General features: G+C 72.7%; 14 protein-coding genes and 1 pseudogene. 5 read left to right on the top strand and 10 right to left on the bottom strand.

Annotated features, from left to right (window positions below):
* The first annotated feature begins 109 nt into the window (after positions 1–109).
* Positions 110–1,003 (top strand): LLM class F420-dependent oxidoreductase, encoded by an 894-nt coding sequence (locus CLV63_RS01675; RefSeq protein WP_106581032.1) that lies wholly within the window; start codon positions 110–112, stop codon positions 1,001–1,003.
* Positions 1,004–1,213: 210 nt separating this feature from the next.
* Here the strand turns inward: CLV63_RS01675 and CLV63_RS01680 are convergent, their stop codons facing one another.
* The 4 genes and pseudogenes from CLV63_RS01680 to CLV63_RS34370 form a co-directional block, all read right to left on the bottom strand.
* The gene (locus CLV63_RS01680; protein ID WP_106581033.1) at positions 1,214–1,720 is read right to left on the bottom strand and encodes an ABC transporter permease; all 507 of its coding nucleotides are present in this window, start codon (positions 1,718–1,720) and stop codon (positions 1,214–1,216) included.
* Positions 1,721–2,132: 412 nt separating this feature from the next.
* Positions 2,133–2,564, bottom strand: a pseudogene (locus CLV63_RS35200) (ATP-binding cassette domain-containing protein); the annotation flags it as partial.
* A complete protein-coding gene (locus tag CLV63_RS01695; RefSeq protein ID WP_211301091.1) occupies positions 2,561–2,935 on the bottom strand; it encodes a helix-turn-helix transcriptional regulator in 375 nt (124 codons plus the stop codon). The pseudogene CLV63_RS35200 and the gene CLV63_RS01695, both read right to left, overlap by 4 nt.
* A gap of 87 nt (positions 2,936–3,022) precedes the next feature.
* On the bottom strand, positions 3,023–3,658 hold the full coding sequence (locus tag CLV63_RS34370; protein WP_245928518.1) for an excalibur calcium-binding domain-containing protein: 636 nt from the start codon (positions 3,656–3,658) through the stop codon (positions 3,023–3,025).
* Positions 3,659–4,147: 489 nt separating this feature from the next.
* Here CLV63_RS34370 and CLV63_RS01710 point away from each other — a divergent pair, with 489 nt between their 5' ends.
* A complete protein-coding gene (locus tag CLV63_RS01710; protein WP_106581036.1) occupies positions 4,148–5,188 on the top strand; it encodes a methyltransferase in 1,041 nt (346 codons plus the stop codon).
* Between the two features lie 336 nt (positions 5,189–5,524).
* Entirely contained in the window at positions 5,525–6,202 is a 678-nt protein-coding gene (locus CLV63_RS01715; RefSeq protein ID WP_106581037.1) for a GAP family protein, read from the top strand.
* An 84-nt stretch (positions 6,203–6,286) separates the two neighbouring features.
* On the opposite strand, the gene CLV63_RS01720 is transcribed toward CLV63_RS01715, so the two are convergent.
* The 6 genes from CLV63_RS01720 to CLV63_RS01745 form a co-directional block, all read right to left on the bottom strand.
* A complete protein-coding gene (locus tag CLV63_RS01720) occupies positions 6,287–7,369 on the bottom strand; it encodes a tartrate dehydrogenase (protein ID WP_106581038.1) in 1,083 nt (360 codons plus the stop codon).
* Positions 7,370–7,460: 91 nt separating this feature from the next.
* Positions 7,461–8,402, bottom strand: coding sequence for a LysR family transcriptional regulator (locus CLV63_RS01725; RefSeq protein ID WP_106581039.1), 942 nt, complete (start codon positions 8,400–8,402; stop codon positions 7,461–7,463).
* Positions 8,403–8,517: 115 nt separating this feature from the next.
* Positions 8,518–8,847 carry a nuclear transport factor 2 family protein gene (locus CLV63_RS01730; RefSeq protein ID WP_106581040.1) on the bottom strand — a complete coding sequence of 110 codons (330 nt, stop codon included), beginning with the start codon at positions 8,845–8,847 and terminating at the stop codon, positions 8,518–8,520.
* Between the two features lie 112 nt (positions 8,848–8,959).
* Positions 8,960–10,000, bottom strand: coding sequence for a methyltransferase (locus CLV63_RS01735; protein WP_106581041.1), 1,041 nt, complete (start codon positions 9,998–10,000; stop codon positions 8,960–8,962).
* 156 nt (positions 10,001–10,156) lie between these two features.
* Complete coding sequence (locus CLV63_RS01740; protein ID WP_106581042.1) at positions 10,157–11,209, bottom strand: alpha/beta hydrolase fold domain-containing protein; 1,053 nt, start codon at positions 11,207–11,209, stop codon at positions 10,157–10,159.
* A gap of 454 nt (positions 11,210–11,663) precedes the next feature.
* Complete coding sequence (locus CLV63_RS01745; RefSeq protein ID WP_106581043.1) at positions 11,664–12,311, bottom strand: GntR family transcriptional regulator; 648 nt, start codon at positions 12,309–12,311, stop codon at positions 11,664–11,666.
* A 209-nt stretch (positions 12,312–12,520) separates the two neighbouring features.
* On the opposite strand from CLV63_RS01745, the gene CLV63_RS01750 reads away from it, so the two are divergent.
* Complete coding sequence (locus CLV63_RS01750; protein ID WP_106581044.1) at positions 12,521–13,798, top strand: lyase family protein; 1,278 nt, start codon at positions 12,521–12,523, stop codon at positions 13,796–13,798.
* A gap of 128 nt (positions 13,799–13,926) precedes the next feature.
* Complete coding sequence (locus CLV63_RS01755; protein ID WP_170134115.1) at positions 13,927–15,084, top strand: NAD(P)/FAD-dependent oxidoreductase; 1,158 nt, start codon at positions 13,927–13,929, stop codon at positions 15,082–15,084.

A 15,084-nucleotide genomic window follows, 5' to 3' on the forward strand; every position in this document is an offset into this window, starting at 1 on the left:
GGTTCGAGCCCCGCCCGGCCGACTTCGCACAAGCGAGAAATCCCGGTTCGGGCGCTGTTTCGCAGTGTCGGTCCCGTGCGGCTCGGGAGGCGCCGGTAGCCTCTGCGGCATGGCCGAAATCAACTTCAGCTCTCGCGTCGGTGTCTGGTGGACCAGCGACCGGTGGTCGATCAACGACGTGATCTCCCGCGCCCACGAGATCGAGCAGCTCGGCTACGCCTCGCTGTTCTACGGCGAGGCCGGCGGCAAGGAGGCGTTCACGCAGGCCGCCGCGCTGCTGGGCGGCACCGGGCGGCTGGTGGTCGGCACCGGAATCGCCAATATCCACGCCCGCAGCGCTCCGGCCGCCGAGGCCGGCGCCCGCACGCTCGGCGCCCTTCACCCGGGCCGGTTCGTGCTCGGGCTGGGCGTCAGCCACGCCCCACTGGTGGAGCACAGCTACGCCGGCTCCTACTCCAAGCCCTTGAGCACCATGCGGGATTACCTGGCGACCATGGACGCCGTCCCGCCCGAGGCCGAACCGGGCGCCCGGCGCCCGGCCCGGCTGCTGGCAGCGCTGGGCCCGAAGATGATCGAATTGTCGGCCGACGCCGCAGACGGGGCGCACCCCTACCTGGTCACCCCGGAGCACACCGCGAGCACCCGCGAACTGCTGGGTCCCGACAGGTGGCTGGTCAGCGAGCAGGCCGTCGCTCTCACCAGCGACCGGCGGACCGGCCTGGAGCGCGCGCACCAGCACCTGCACGTCTACTCGCAACTGCCGAACTACCGCAACTCCTGGCTGCGCCAGGGATTCGCCGAGTCCGACCTGGTCGACGGCGGCTCGGACAAGCTGGCTGAGGGCATGGTCGCCATGGGCGACGCCGAGTCGATCGCCGCGCACCTCACGCGGCACCTGGACGCGGGCGCCGACCACGTGCTCGTCCAGGTCCTCGGCGACGACCCCTCCGCCGACCCGCTCCCGACCCTGCGCGAACTCGCCCCGGCCCTCGGCCTCGCCTGACCAGCCCCGTCCCTCCGGCCCCCGCATCTGTCCCGCCCAGTGGGCGGGCCGCGGCAGGACGGGGGGCGCGGCCCCGGGCCGATGGTGGACGAGGGCCGCCGGGCTGCCCTCGTCCACGGCGCCGCTGCGCCGACCAGCCTGATCGGCGGCCACCTGGCCACCGGTGTGCGCGGCCGCGGTCGTGTGCCGGGGCGCGGCGGGCGGGTGTGTTCAGGACGGCGTTCGGCGGTGGAGGCGGCGCAGTGTCAGCGGGAGCGCCACCGCGGTCAGGGCGAGGAGCCAGACCACCGCGGGCAGCAGTGTGCTCGCCCCGGCTCCGGCGTCGAAGCAGGCCCGGACCGCGTCGACCAGGGCGGTGATGGGGTTGTACGCGGCGAGCAGGCGCAGCGGGCCGGGCATGCTCTCCGCGGGGACGTAGGCGGAGCTCATGAACGTCAGCGGGAACAGCACGACGAACACGCCGTACTGGGCGCCCTCGGTGCCGCGGACGAGCAGCGCCGTCATCGCCCCGAGCCAGCAGAACACCCAGCACGCGAGGAGCAGCAGGCCGGTGCCGACGACCGCGCCGGACACACCGCCGGGGAACCGCAGCCCGAGCAGCACCCCGAGCCCGATCATGATCGCCACCGCCGCCCCGGCCCGGATCAGGTCCCCCGCCGTCCGGCCCAGGACGAGGGCGGCGACGCCGGCGGGCATGGTCGCGAACCGGTCCACCACGCCGCGCCGCAGCTCTTCGGACAGCGCCCCGCCGGACCGTGACCGCGACCGTCGCGTTCCCGCGCTCGACGACCGGTTCGGCGGCCGCGATGCGGCGCACGGTCCGGGCCACCGCGCCGAGCTGCTCCGGGTCGGCGACCGCCAGTTCGACCCGGTCGCCGGGCAGTCCGGCGATCAGCTCGGCCGGGCTGCCCGCCGCGACCAGGCGGCCGGAGTCGAGCAGGCAGACTTCGTCGCTCAGCTCCTCGGCCTCGTCCAACTGCTGGGTGGTCAGCAGCACGGTCGTCCCGGCCGCGACACGTTCGGTGATCACCCGCCAGATCCGCCGCCGGCCGACCGGGTCGAGGCCGACCGTCGGCTCGTCGGCGAAGACCACGGACGGCGCACCGACGAAGCTCGCGGCGAGGTCGAGCCGCCGCCGCATGCCGCCGGAGTAGGTGCGCACCCGCCGGTCGGCGGCCTCCGCCAGGTCCACCAGGTCGAGCATCTCGGCGGCGCGGTCGGCGGCGGACGCCCGGCGGTGGCCCCAGAGCCGCGCGATCAGCCGCAGGTTCTCCCGTCCGGTCAGGGCCCCTTCGACGGTGGTGGCCTGGCCGACACTGCTGATCAGCCGCCGCACCGCGCCCGCCGAACGCCGCACGTCGTGACCGAGTACGCGGGCCGTGCCCGAGGTCGGCCGTTCGAGCGTGGTCAGGACGCGGACGGCGGTCGTCTTCCCCGCGCCGTTGCGCCCCAGCAGGCTGGTCAGTGTCCCGGGCGGCACCCGCAGGTCGACGCGGTCCAGCGCGGTCGCGTCGCGGTACCGCATGACCACGTGATCCAGTTCCACGGCGGGCGCGCTCATGGTCGTCCGCCCTCTCCGTAGAGCGCGCCGAGCAGCTTCGCCATGGCGGACTTCGCCGTGGCGGAGCCGTACGGCCCGATGACCGTGAGCGAAGCGATCAACGCCGACGCCTCACCGGGGGTGAAGACCAGCGGCGGCAGCTCCCGGCGGGAGTCGATCGAGTACCCCCCGCCGCGGCCGCGGCGGGCGGTGATCGGCACCCCGGCCTCGACCAGCTCGGCGACGTCACGTTCGACGGTCCGGGCCGTGAACAGCAGCCGGGCGCTGAGCTGGTCGGCCGTCAGCGCCCGGGGAGCGCTGGTGCGCAGCTCCTCGATCAACCGGTGCTGCCGTTCGACTCGGGGGATGAGAGGGCGGGCATTGATGGTCATACTCGTCAAGATACGGCGGAATCCCGACATGCCTTTGGCGGCTTTTTCGGTAGAGGGAAGGACGGCTGCACCCTTACCGTCTCCGTACTACGTGTCGCAGCCGACTCCGTCGCCGTCGCGGTCGAGGTGCCGACCATAACCAGGCTGCCCGGCGCGCACAGGCGCGGCGCCGGCGGCGCGAGCGGCATCGCAATTCTCGAAGTGGACCTCCGGCGCCGGTTCGGGTTCGGGTTCTGGTTCTGGCTCCGGTTCGGGTCCCCGAGTGGTCGGCCGGGTCGGTTCCTCGGGTTCCTCGGGCTCCTCGGGGATTTCGCGCTCCAATTTCTCCTTCTCGGTCTCTTCCGCGGTGGGTTTCTCGGTCTTCGGGGCCCGGCTCGGCGTCGGCGACGAGGACGGGGACGGTTCCGGCGCGACGCGCGGCTCCTCGGGTGGGGACACGATCATGCCGATCACCACGAGTACGGCCATGAGGCTGAAGAACGCATTGAGGCCGATACCCCAACCGGCCAGTGCTGTGCCAGAGCGTTCGCCGCGTCGAATCTGGGCGAGCCCAAGGATGCCGAGAATGAGACCGACGAAGGGCGGAATGACCAGGGCGAACACACAGAGGATGTTGGCGGCGCCGATCGCGAAGCCTGCGATGGCGAGACCGCTGCGCTGCTGTGCGGTGCGGGCGAATGGCGGGGGTGGCGGCGGTGTGGGCGGGGGTGGGTAATAGGACACAACGGCTCCTTAAGGCGGGGGTGGGTGGAACCGTAGACCCGTTGTCACCGGCGCGTATGGGGATGGCCGAAACGGGGCAACGCGTAAACCACCGCGGCCCCATTCACGTCAGAGGCGTCGGGGATTGCATTCGGGCGGTCGCTTACGGTTACGCCAAGAAAATGTATTCCGGTAGAACGGAATGCATTTCCCACGTGATAATGGCGCCGAATACACGCCGGAGTCTCGCCGCGGGAGGGTTCTCGATTGTCGCGGCCGTGGCGCCGAGTTGTTGCCGAGAACGCGGCTTGACCATGCCGTTGCGGCATGGTTTTCAATGGCTTCCCGTGCGGCGCGCAAAGGCCGGGCGGCCTGCGGCGGGACGGGACATCTCATGGGCCGGGGCGTTCGGCGGGCGGGGTGGGCGCCGTGCGGGACAGGGAAGCCGGAATCGAGAGCGAGCGGAACCGCGGTGCCGTCCGGCGCCCGGGCCCGTGGAGGGAAACGCAGATGACTGCCATGGAAGAGATCCACAGCGCCGACTACCAGCGGATGATGTCCTACAGCCAGGGCATGTGGATCAGTCAGGTCGTCCGCACTGTGGCGGATCTGTCAGTGCCCGAGCACCTCCGGGAGGGGCCCCGGACCGCCGGGGAGATCGCCGAAGCCGCGTCGGCCGACCCGCACGCGGTGTTCCGGCTGATGCGGGCGTGTGTGGCCTTGGAGCTGGTGTCCTACGACGCCGAGACCGACCGGTTCGCGGCCACGCGCCTGCTCGGCGCCCTGCGTAGGAGCGCCGACGGCACCCTGGCGAACTGGGCCAGGGTCCAGGCTGCGCCCGGTCACTGGCAGAGCTGGGGTGCGGCCACCGAGGCGGTTCGGGCGGGGAGCAGCCGCACGGCCGAGGTCCTGGGCAGTCCGCTCTTCGACTACTTCTCGGGCAACGGCGCAGAGGGCGCGCTGTTCTCGGCCGCGATGACCGACCTCACCGCGGCGATCGGCACCGAGGCGGCCGCGGTGATCGATACGGCAGGGGTGGGGGTCGCCGTCGATGTCGGCGGCGCCAACGGCGCCTTCGTCCACGAGCTCATGCGGCGCGACCCCGGGGTCGCCGGTGTGGTCCTCGACCTGCCAGCCACCGTGGCCGGAGCGCAGGAGGAGGCCGAACGGGGCGGTCTCCAGGACCGGGTGACCGTTACCGGCGGCGACTTCTTCGAGTCCGTGCCGTCGGCCGACCTGTACCTCCTCAAGTTCATCCTGCACGACTGGGACGACGAGAGCGGCGTGCGGATCCTGCGGAACTGCCGCAGTGCGATGAACCCGGGCGGCCGCATCTGCGTCGTGGAGATGGTCGTCGGCGAGACCGGGGCGCCCGGTCTGGACGCGGCGCTCATGGACATGAACATGCTGATGGTGACCCAGGGGCGGGAACGCGACCACGCCGAGTTCGACACCCTGCTGGAGCGGGCGGGGCTCCGGCGCGTCAAGGACACGCCGATCCCGTCGCCCACCTACCCCTACTCGGTGATCGAGGCCGTCGCTCGGGATTGACACGGAACCGGGCGGGGCGCCGCCGCGACCCGGGCGCCTCCGACAGTGGCGCCCGCGGATCGGCGGCGCTCCCCCGTCGCTCCGCCAGAGCCCCTCCTGCTGCGCTCCCCCGGCACTCCCCGCCCCCTCCGGCGCCGCCCCGGTCCGTCGACCGGTGCGGGCCCCGCCCCTTCGCGTCAAGCCGGGGCAAAAACCCGTTCGGCATCGACCCATGCGGCGGTTCACCCGCCGCCGCCCGGGCAGCCGCACCGAGGCACGCCTGGCGGCACACGACACCGGCGGGCGCACACACGGGCCGTCCGCACCGGGCGGACCCGGCGGACGCAGGAGGGTGCCATGGGCTACGTGATCACGGCGATACTGCCCTACGCGATCGCCATCATCGTCTCACCGGTCCCCATCGTCGCGATGATCCAGCTGCTCACCGGCGCCGACGGCATGCGCAAGGGGCTCACGTTCCTGGCGGGGTGGTTCGCCGTCTGCCTGCTGGCCCCCGCGCTGCTGTCCCCGCTGCTGGGCGAGCCGTTCTGGGGCGGGCTCAGGCACGCCGTCACCGGGTGGCTGCTGCTGCTGATGGGCGCCGCTCTCGTCGTCCTCGGCGGGGCGGTGGCGGCGAAGGTGCTGCACCACCCCGAGGCGGGCGTCCGCGAACCGCCCCGGTGGCTCTCGGCGCTCGACTGGCTGGGACGCCCGGAGGCTGCACTGGCCCCCGCGCCGCTCAACGTCGCCAACCCCTTGAACATCATCGCGCTGCTCGCCGCCTCCGCGGTACTGGGCCGCTTCGCGCTCGGGGTCGGCGACACCCTGCTGGCGGCCGCCGTCTTCGCCCTCGTGTGCTGCGTGGGGATCGCCGTGCCGGTGATCACCGCCGCCCTGCCCACCGTCGACTCCGCGTCCGTGCTCCAGCGCGCCCGGCAGACGCTGGTCACCTACGGCGACCACATCCGCACCGCCGTCGCGCTGCTGTTCGGCGCGCTCCTGCTGTGGCAGGGCCTCACCATCCTGTTCCTCTGACCCGCCGCACACCCCGGCCGAACCGATGCCCGGCCGGGCACGATGCCCGGCCGAGACGCCGGCATGCGGGCGGGGTGCCAAGGCTCAGTCGGCGAGGTTGTCGATCAGCGCCGCGGTGACGTCCTTCGTGGTGGCGCCGCCGCCCACGTCCGCGGTCAGCACGCCCTGGGCGCACGTCGTCCGGATGGCCCGCTGCACCCGCTCGGCCTCCGCGGCCAACCCGAAGTGCTCCAGCATCAGGGCGGCGCTGCCGACGGCGCCGATCGGGTTGCACACCCCCTTCCCCGCGATGTCGGGGGCCGAGCCGTGGACCGGCTCGAACATGCTGGGGTAGCGGCGCTCGGGGTTGAGGTTGGCGCTGGCGGCCAGGCCCAGGCTCCCCGCCAGGGCGCTGCCGAGGTCGGAGAGGATGTCGGCGTTGAGGTTGGAGGCCACCACAACGGAGAGGTCCTCCGGGCGCAGGACGAACTTGGCCGCCATCGCGTCGACCAGCACGCTCTCGGTCGCCACGTCGGGGTAGTCCGCGGCGACACGGGTGAACACCTCGTCCCACAGCACCATGCCGTACTGCTGCGCGTTGCTCTTGGTGACGCTGGAGACCTTGCGGCGGGTCCGGGTGCGGGCCAGGTCGAAGGCGAAGCGGATGATGCGCTCGCACCCGACCTCGGTGAAGACCGCCGACTGCACGGCCACCTCGCCGCCCCTGCCCCGTGCGGCGAAGTTGCGGCCGCCGAACCCGCCGTACTCGCCCTCGGAGTTCTCGCGCACCACGACCCAGTCGAGTTCGGCGGTGTCGGCCCTGCGCAGCGGGCTGGTCACGCCGGGCGGGAAGCGCACGGGCCGGACATTGGCCCACTGGTCGAAGCCTTGGCACAGGCGCAGGCGCAGCCCCCACAGGCTGACGTGGTCGGGGACGGTCGGCCAGCCCACGGCGCCGAAGTAGAGGGCGTCGAAGTCGCGGACCTGGTCGAGGCCGTCCTCGTCGAGCATCCTGCCGGTGCGGGCGTAGTGGTCCGAGCCCCAAGGGAACTCCCGCCACGTGAAGGCGAGGGTGCCGTGCGAGGCCGCGGCCAGGGCGTCGAGCACGTGGCGGCCGGCTTCGACCACCTCGCCTCCGACGCCGTCACCGGGGATGGCCGCGATGTGGAAGTGGCGGGTCTGGGACATGGCTCCTCCGTCGGTCCGGCTCCGGGCAAGTCAAGCGCGCCGGTTCCGGCCGCGTCCAAGACCGGTCCCCGATGGGACCCATAGGCGCCGCCTATGCCTGGTGGCCCTGCCCGTCCCCGTGCCCGTCCCCCTGCCCGTGCTCCTGCGCGTGCTCCTGCGCGTAGCGTTCGGCGGCGCCGACGAAGGCCCGCGCGGCGGGCGTCAACCGCGAGGCGCGGCTGACGATGGCGACGCGCAGGTGGGAGACCGGTTCGATCAGGCGGACCCGGGCGCCCAAGCGGGTCGCCATGGTCGTCCAGGACGACGGCAGGACGGCGTGCCCCAGCCCTGACAGCACCAGGGGCAGGATCGAGGTGCGGTGGTCGACCTCGGCGGCGAGGTGCACGTCGCCCCCGCCGGCCAGGACGTCGTCCACGAGCTGGCGCATGAGGCTCCCGCGCTGGGAGGCGACCAGCCGCAGCCCGGCCAGGTCGGCACGGGCGATCCGGTCGGGGTCGGGGCCGTCCGTTCCGGGCGGGGACACCAGGACCAGGGGCTGGTCCTCCAGCGGCAGCACCCTCAGGTCCGCGGTGCGGGTGTGCCCGGCCGACCCCAGCAGCCCGATCTCCGCCGCCCCGGAACGCACCTGCCCGACCACCTCCTCGGGGGTGAACGCGCCCGCAGCGTTGACCGTCACCAGCGGGTACTCCCCGGCGAATGCGGCCATCAGCGTCGTGAGCGGTTCGATCCCCGGAGAGGGCATCGACACCAGGTCCACCCGCCCCCTGCGGAGCCCGTTGGCCGAGCGCGCGGTGTCGCGCACCACCTCCAGGTCGCGCACCACCTGGCGGGCCGGTTCGATCAGCCGGGCCCCGGTGTCGGTGAGCACCACGCCCCGGCCCACCCGGTGGAACAGGTCCACGCCCAGCTCCCGCTCCAGGCCGCCGATGCTCTGGGACAGCGAGGGCTGGGCGAGGTGCAGGTGCTCGGCAGCGCGGCCGAACCCGCCGTGGTCGACGACCGCCAGGAAATAGGACAGTTGCCGCGCGTCCACGTCAGCGTCCCCACCAATGCATAGGCGCAGTCTATGGATCGGGGCGGGGCGGCGCCCTCGCCCCGCGTCCGGACGCCGATCGCGCCAGCGGGGGCGGCGGGGCGGGGTGCGAGAGTCAGCCTTCGCGGATGGTCATCATGGCGATCCTGTCCCCCGCGATGTCGAACGTGAAGCGGCTGAGCCCGTTGGCATGCTCGCTGCGCCAGTCGCCGACCACGACGACCCTGTCGCCCTCGGTGGTGACGTCTTCCGGGGTGAGGGTGCCGCGGGCGCCGATGAACTCGTTGTCGCTCCATGCCTTGATCGCCTGGCGGCCGGTGAACGTGCGGCCCCAGTCGTCCACCGCACCGTCCGGCGTGAACGCGTCGAGGAACCCGCTCTCGTCATGGCTGTTGACGGTGTCGATGAACGACGCCACCGGTTCGGGGACTGCCGCGTCTGCCATGGTCGCGTCTCCTTGCTCGGCTGTCGGTCCGAGCATTCTGCCAGGGGGACGCTCTGACCAGTGCGAACCCGGCCGGTTCGCGGTCGGCGAGTCGCGGCCGGCCGGGCCGGGCTCAGGAGGGCACGCCCACGAGCAGCCGGAAGCCCGTGTCGGGCGTTGTCGCGGTCACCGAGTCCAGCGCGAACCCGGAGCGGCGCAGGAGGGCGGCGAAGTCCTCGCGGGTGCGCTCCATCCCGCCGAGGTTGACCAGCATGTTGAGGTCGCTGAGGTAGAGGGTGGGCCGGGCGGAGCCGTCGACGACGTCGGGCAGGACGGGCTCCACGACGAGCAGCCTCCCGTGGTCGGGGATCACCCGGCGGATGTTGCCGAGGATCGCGGCCGCCCGGTCGTCGTTCCAGTCGTGCAGGATGCTCTTGAGCAGGTAGAGGTCGCCGCCTTCGGGCACGGCGGCGAAGAAGTCCCCCGCGCTCGCCGTGGCCCGCCCCTCGACCCCCGCGTCCCTGAACCGCGGGGGCGCCTCGGCCGCGCCTTCGGCGGAGTCGAAGACGACCCCGTTCAGCCCGGGGTTGCCGGCCAGGACGGCGCAGAGCAGTGTGCCGTCGCCGCCGCCGACGTCGACCAGGGTGTCGAACGGCGAGAAGTCGAAACTGCCGGGCAGCGCCGCCGCGGCGGCCCGGGTCCCGGAGCTCATGGCCGCGTTGAACGTCGCCGACAGCTCGGGCAGGCCTTTGAGGTGATCGAAGAAGTCGGTACCGAACTCCGCGTCGAACGCGGGCTCGCCCGTGGTGACGCTGGTGTCCAGCCGCTCCCACGCCCGCACCATCGCCGGGTCGGTGAACATCTGGACCCGGGCGCGCACCGACCCGGGGACGTCGGCGCGCAGCAGCGTCCCCGCCTCGGTCAGCCGGAACTCGCCCCGCGGGCCCTCGGCGAGCAGGTCGTGCGCCGCCAGCGCCCGCAGCAGCCGGGTCAGCGCGGCGGGGTCGGTGCCGCACTCGGCGGCGAGTTCCGCGCCGGAGCGGGTGCGGTCGCCGAGGAGGTCGGGCAGTCCGAGGCGGACGGCCGCGCCCACGGCGTGCCCGGCCATGATTCCGAACACCAACTGAGTGAGCCGCGTGTTCGCGTCGACACCCTGCCGATCTGCACCGCTCATGTGACACCGCCTTTTCGACCGAGGGGGCGGGGCCGCCGAAGGCTTAGAATACCCCATACCCGTTCTACGTATTTGACGCGGGCAGCTTACCCAAGCCCGGCGCGGCGGCACACCCGGGCCCCCGCCGCACCGCTCGCGCCCGCCGCCCGCCCGGGGTCAGCCGAGGCGGTCGGCCCACGCCGCGAGGCGCGCGAGGAACGTCCGCCCCACACGTGGGACGTCCTCGACCAGCACCACGGCGTGGAACGCGTGCGGCATCCCCTCGTACACGTCGAGCGCGGCGTCGACGCCCGCTTCGGCCGCCGCCGCGGCGAACCGACCGGCGTCGTCGCGGAACACCTCGTCGCCGCCGGTGGGCAGGAGCAGCGGCGGCAGGCCGCGGAGGTCGCCGTACAGCGGCGACTGGGGCGCCCGGTCCGGGGCGGCGCCGGCCAGGTACTGCGACACGATGTGGCCGGCTGCCGCGCCGCCGATCAGGTCCTTGCCCTCGTTCTCGGTGAGGGAGGGGCCGGACATGGCGAGGTCGGTCAGCGCCGAGACCGGGACGGCCCCCGCGGGGAGTTCGGTCCCGGCGTCCTTGAGCACCAGCAGCGCCGACAGCAGCAGGGTGGCACCGGCCGACTCGCCCACCAGGAGGATCCGCGACGCGGGGACGCCCTGCTCGAGCAGGCTCCGGTAGACGGCCACCACGTCCTCGACGGCCGCGGGGAACGGGTGCCGCGGGGCGAGCCGGTAGTCGACGCGCAGCGCGGGGCGGCCCGTTGCACACGACAGCCGGTAGGCCATGACCCGCTCCGTCGCGGGGTCGGCGTACTCGAACCCGCCTCCGTGGACGTAGACCAGCACGCCCGGCCCGATGCCCGTGCGGCCGGAGTCGACCCATTCGCAGGGGACGCCGCCGGTGCCGGGAAGGAGGGCTTCGGTGCCGACGCCGTCGGGCAGCGCGGCCGGGGCGAACACGGCGCCCGATGTGAGCAGGTCCCGCACCGCCGTTCGTTCGGCGCCGGACACGGGGATGCGGGTGGTGGTGCTGCCGGTGGTCTCGATGGTGCGGCTCCTCTGCGCAGTGGTGTTCGTGGTGGTGTCCGTGGTGGTGTCGGCGCGTCCCGGCGCGGGCGCCGGGGCCGCGCGGCGCCGCCGTTCCGACGGGTCGGCGCCTTTCTCGGCGCATGCGGGAATTCGGGCGCGGGACGGCGCGGAAAACGGCATGGCGAGAACAGCGTGAATGGTCATTTGAATGACCGGGACAACGGTGTCCGAATGGTGCCCGAATTCGTTCGCGGGCACGGCGGAGCACCGCGATGGGAAAACCGCGGGAATGGCGGTGATAGTGGAACGGGCCGTGCGGGGCGCGCCGGATGACGTGGAACGGCGGAACTGAACACGCCTGAACACGCCTTGATACGTGGCGGCCGCGCGGGCACTGAGGCGCTAGATGAGTCCCATGGAATGCGTCATGGCGGCATCATCTCCTCGGAATCGGGTGCCACCCGTCCGCAACCGGTCGAGACCGGTGGGTCCGCATGGCACGGAAGAACTCAAACCGCAATACGCGAATTTGTCAAGCCGCGACTCCGCCGCCCTTTCCCGCGCCTTTCCCGGCAGCGAGGATTCGGCTGCGACGCGGCTGCGACCCGGTGCTCGCCCCGGAGCCTCCCGCGCGCTATGCCTCGGGGAGCAGTTCGGCGAGGCGCTGCCGGGCGCTGTCGAGGCGCCCGGTGAGCTGAGTGCAGGCGCCTTCGACATCGCCCGAGGCCAGCAGGTACTGAAACGCGCGATGCCCTTCGGCGTCGATCGCTCCGAACTTCGCCGAACGGGCGGCGGTGGACGCCAGCCGCGCTTCGGTCATCAGCCGCTCGTGTGCCGCAACGAGGCGGCGCGACCCGGTGAGCGCCACCACGGCCGTGTGGCACCGGGCATCGGCCTGGACCTGGGTGTAGCGGTCGGGTGAGGAGGCGGCGTCCTCCAGATGTGCCAGGGAGGTCGCCAGCGCATCGCGTGCCGCGCGTGGAGCAGAGGCGAAGCTGCGGGTTCCCGCGAGTTCGAGGTGCAGTCGCGCGGTGTAGATGTCGCGCAGTTCCTCACGCGTGATGCGGGTGACGGCCAGCGCCATGCCGCGCTCGGCACGCTGGACGAGGCCCTCGCCGTGCAGCCGGAGCAGGACTTCGCGCGTCGTCGGGCGTGCGATGCCGAGCTGCTCGCCGACGAGCGCTTCGGTCAGCGGAGTTCCGGGTTCGAGTTGCCCGTCGACGATTCGTGCGCGCAGGTCGGCTACTGCCTGGTCGACCAAGCTCACCCGTTTCAGGCGCATCGCTCCCCTTCGCTGTCCTGGCGAACAGTCTAGTCGCGATTCCGACCGAACCAAACTGTCTGACAACTAGACAGTCTGTTCGCCGGTCCCGTAGCGTGACCCGAAATTTGTCAGATGCCTCACTATCTGCGCTTCGCGGTCGCTGCTTGCCCTGGGCATCAGGTCTTTCGAGCGTGCGCGAATCCGGATCGGCCCCTCCTGGAGCGTTCATGCCCGTGCCCGACCGCCCGTCCGCACCCCTTTGGGGCAAGGTCACAGCCTTGGCATTGGACAACTCCCCGGCGACCGGTATGGGACTCCAGGACGTCCCTGCGCTTGTCTCCGCATTCGCCCAGGTCAAGATTGCCGCGGCACGCGCGAACCGCGGGCTCGCAACCGTGGACGAGCACCGCGCCGACGCGATCGTCGCCGCGGCAGCGGAGGTCGCCGCCGGGCGGCACATGCGGCACTTTCCGCTCCGCGTCATCGCGGCGGGTGGCGGCACCGCCACGAACATGAACGTCAATGAGGTCGTCGCCGCACGGGCCACGGAACTGGCTTCGGCCGAGCGGCGCGTCGACGTGCACCCCAACGACCACGTCAACCGTTCGCAATCGTCCAACGACGTGTACCCGACGGCGGTGAAACTGACGCTGATCCCGCTGGTTCGCGCCGTGGCGGCGGAGCTGCGGCGGCTGGCCGGCGGCTTCGACCGGCAGGCGCACGAGCACTCCGGGCTGCTGCGCCTCGGCCGCACCGGCTGGCAGGACGCGGTGGCGGTCCCCGTCGCGGCGACCCACCGCGGCCACGCCCACGCGATGCGCCGCCTCGCCGGGCAGCTCGACGACGCCGAACGGGAGCTGCACGCGATCCCGCTCGGCGGCACGGTACTGGGCACCGGGTCCGGCGCACCGGACGGGTTCGCGGAATCGGCCCTGAGCCATCTCCGGGAGCTCACCGGCCGGGACCTGCGCCGCTCAGAGGACCTCACCGACGCCTTCGCGCACAGCGACACCTACTCCCTCGTCGCCGACACCGCCGCCCGCACGGCCGCGGTGCTGTTCAAAATCTGCCAGGACCTGCGGATTCTGAGCTCAGGTCCCCATGGCGGACTCGCCGAGGTCGCGCTGCCCCAGTTGCAGCCGGGGTCCTCGATCATGCCGGGCAAGAACAACCCGGTCATCCCGAACATGGTCCTCCAGACCGGGTTCTCCGTCCGCGCCGCGGCCTACGCGGTGTCGATGGCCGTCTCGGCCGGTGAGCCGGACATCAACCTCAACGGCCCCGCTGTCGTGGCGAATCTCGTCCCCGCGCTCGACGAACTCCAGGCCACCATCGCCGTCCTGAACGACAAATGCGTCAGCGGACTGCGGTGGAACCCCGACCGCCTGGACACCCTGCGCCGCGGCGCCTACGACCGGCTGATCGCCGTCGCCGAGGAGAGCGGCTACGAGGCCGCCCTCCACGGGTCTCCGGGCGCCGCAGAGGAGGAGACCCGCACGGCCTGAACTCCCCACCCATCGGCCCTCGCGGCCGCTCCCACCGTCCCGACTCCCTGCGATCCGCCGCGGACACGCACCCCCCACGGGCCCCGACGACCGATCGCCCCACAGCAACCCCCGGCAGGAAGGACAGCATGGACTCGGCACAGCACGAAACCGTCATCATCGGGGCGGGGGTGATCGGGGCAGCACTCGCCTACCGCCTGAGCACATCAGGGACGCCCGTAACGGTCATCGACCGGGCCACTCCGGCAACCGGAGCCAGCGGCGCCGGATTCTCCTGGGTCAACGCGGCGCACAAGACGCCGTCCGACTACTTCCGGCTCAACGCGAAGGGCGTCGCCGCCCACCACGCCTGGCGCGCCGCACTGCCCGGCGCCTCCTGGTTCCACCCGGTCGGCAACATCGAGCTCACCCGCAGAGGCGAGACGACCGCGGCGCTGGAGGCGCGCAGCGAGGAGTTGGCAACGGCCGGCTACCCCGTCCGCCGAATGGCCGGCGCCGAGGCCCGCGATGCCGTACCCGGGCTGCAAATCCCCGACGGCGCCGGCGTGTTCCACTTCCAGGACGAGGGCTGGGTCGACGCCCCGGCCATGACCCATGACCTGCTGCACCGTGCGGTCCAGGCGGGTGCGGCGCTGCGCACGCACGACCCCGTGGTCGGCATCGAACGGTCTGCGAACGGCCGGGTGGCAGCGGTCCGCCTGCGGTCGGGCGGCACCGTGTCCGGCGCGGAGTTCGTCATCGCGGCGGGCAACGGCGCGTCGGCACTGCTCTCCGAACTGGGCGCCCCAGATCCGCTCACGTCCGGCGACGGGCACCCGGGTCCTCGCACCGGACCCGGCGCGCCGCACCCCACCGTCGGCATGGTCGTGGAGACCACCGCGGTGGCGGACGCTCCCCGGCCGGTCGTCCACGCCCCCGGGATCTCCTTCCGCCCGGCCCCCAACGGGGGCCTCACCCTCACCGACAACCCGACGGCGGCGCAGTGGTCGCGCGCCGACCCCCGGCTGTGGGACGTGCCCGCGCTGCTGATGGAACGGGCCGCGCGGCTGCTGCCGCAGCTGCACGGCGCGCACATTGCCCAGGTGCGCGTCGGCGAGCGCGTCCTCCCGGTCGACGGGCTGTCGGTCGCCGGCCGCCTGCCCGGCGCCCCCAACGCCTACCTCGTGGTCACGCACAGCGGTGTCACGCTGGCGCCGTTCCTGGCCGAACTGATCGCCGACGAGATCGGCGGGGCAGAGCGCGGCGAACTCGCCGGGTTCCGGCCCGACCGCTTCGAGCGGAGGTGA

It is taken from the genome of Murinocardiopsis flavida, from assembly GCF_003014485.1.
In the GTDB taxonomy this organism is placed as follows: Bacteria; Actinomycetota; Actinomycetes; order Streptosporangiales; family Streptosporangiaceae; genus Murinocardiopsis; species Murinocardiopsis flavida.

What these genes read in the sequence shown, in the direction of transcription:
- CLV63_RS01675 (WP_106581032.1), top strand. Translation starts at nt 110, where the DNA reads ATGGCCGAAATCAACTTCAGCTCTCGCGTCGGTGTCTGGTGGACCAGC.
- CLV63_RS01695 (WP_211301091.1), bottom strand. Translation starts at nt 2,935, where the DNA reads ATGACCATCAATGCCCGCCCTCTCATCCCCCGAGTCGAACGGCAGCAC.
- CLV63_RS01710 (WP_106581036.1), top strand. Translation starts at nt 4,148, where the DNA reads ATGACTGCCATGGAAGAGATCCACAGCGCCGACTACCAGCGGATGATG.
- CLV63_RS01715 (WP_106581037.1), top strand. Translation starts at nt 5,525, where the DNA reads ATGGGCTACGTGATCACGGCGATACTGCCCTACGCGATCGCCATCATC.
- CLV63_RS01720 (WP_106581038.1), bottom strand. Translation starts at nt 7,369, where the DNA reads ATGTCCCAGACCCGCCACTTCCACATCGCGGCCATCCCCGGTGACGGC.
- CLV63_RS01730 (WP_106581040.1), bottom strand. Translation starts at nt 8,847, where the DNA reads ATGGCAGACGCGGCAGTCCCCGAACCGGTGGCGTCGTTCATCGACACC.
- CLV63_RS01735 (WP_106581041.1), bottom strand. Translation starts at nt 10,000, where the DNA reads ATGAGCGGTGCAGATCGGCAGGGTGTCGACGCGAACACGCGGCTCACT.
- CLV63_RS01740 (WP_106581042.1), bottom strand. Translation starts at nt 11,209, where the DNA reads ATGCCGTTTTCCGCGCCGTCCCGCGCCCGAATTCCCGCATGCGCCGAG.
- CLV63_RS01745 (WP_106581043.1), bottom strand. Translation starts at nt 12,311, where the DNA reads ATGCGCCTGAAACGGGTGAGCTTGGTCGACCAGGCAGTAGCCGACCTG.
- CLV63_RS01750 (WP_106581044.1), top strand. Translation starts at nt 12,521, where the DNA reads ATGCCCGTGCCCGACCGCCCGTCCGCACCCCTTTGGGGCAAGGTCACA.
- CLV63_RS01755 (WP_170134115.1), top strand. Translation starts at nt 13,927, where the DNA reads ATGGACTCGGCACAGCACGAAACCGTCATCATCGGGGCGGGGGTGATC.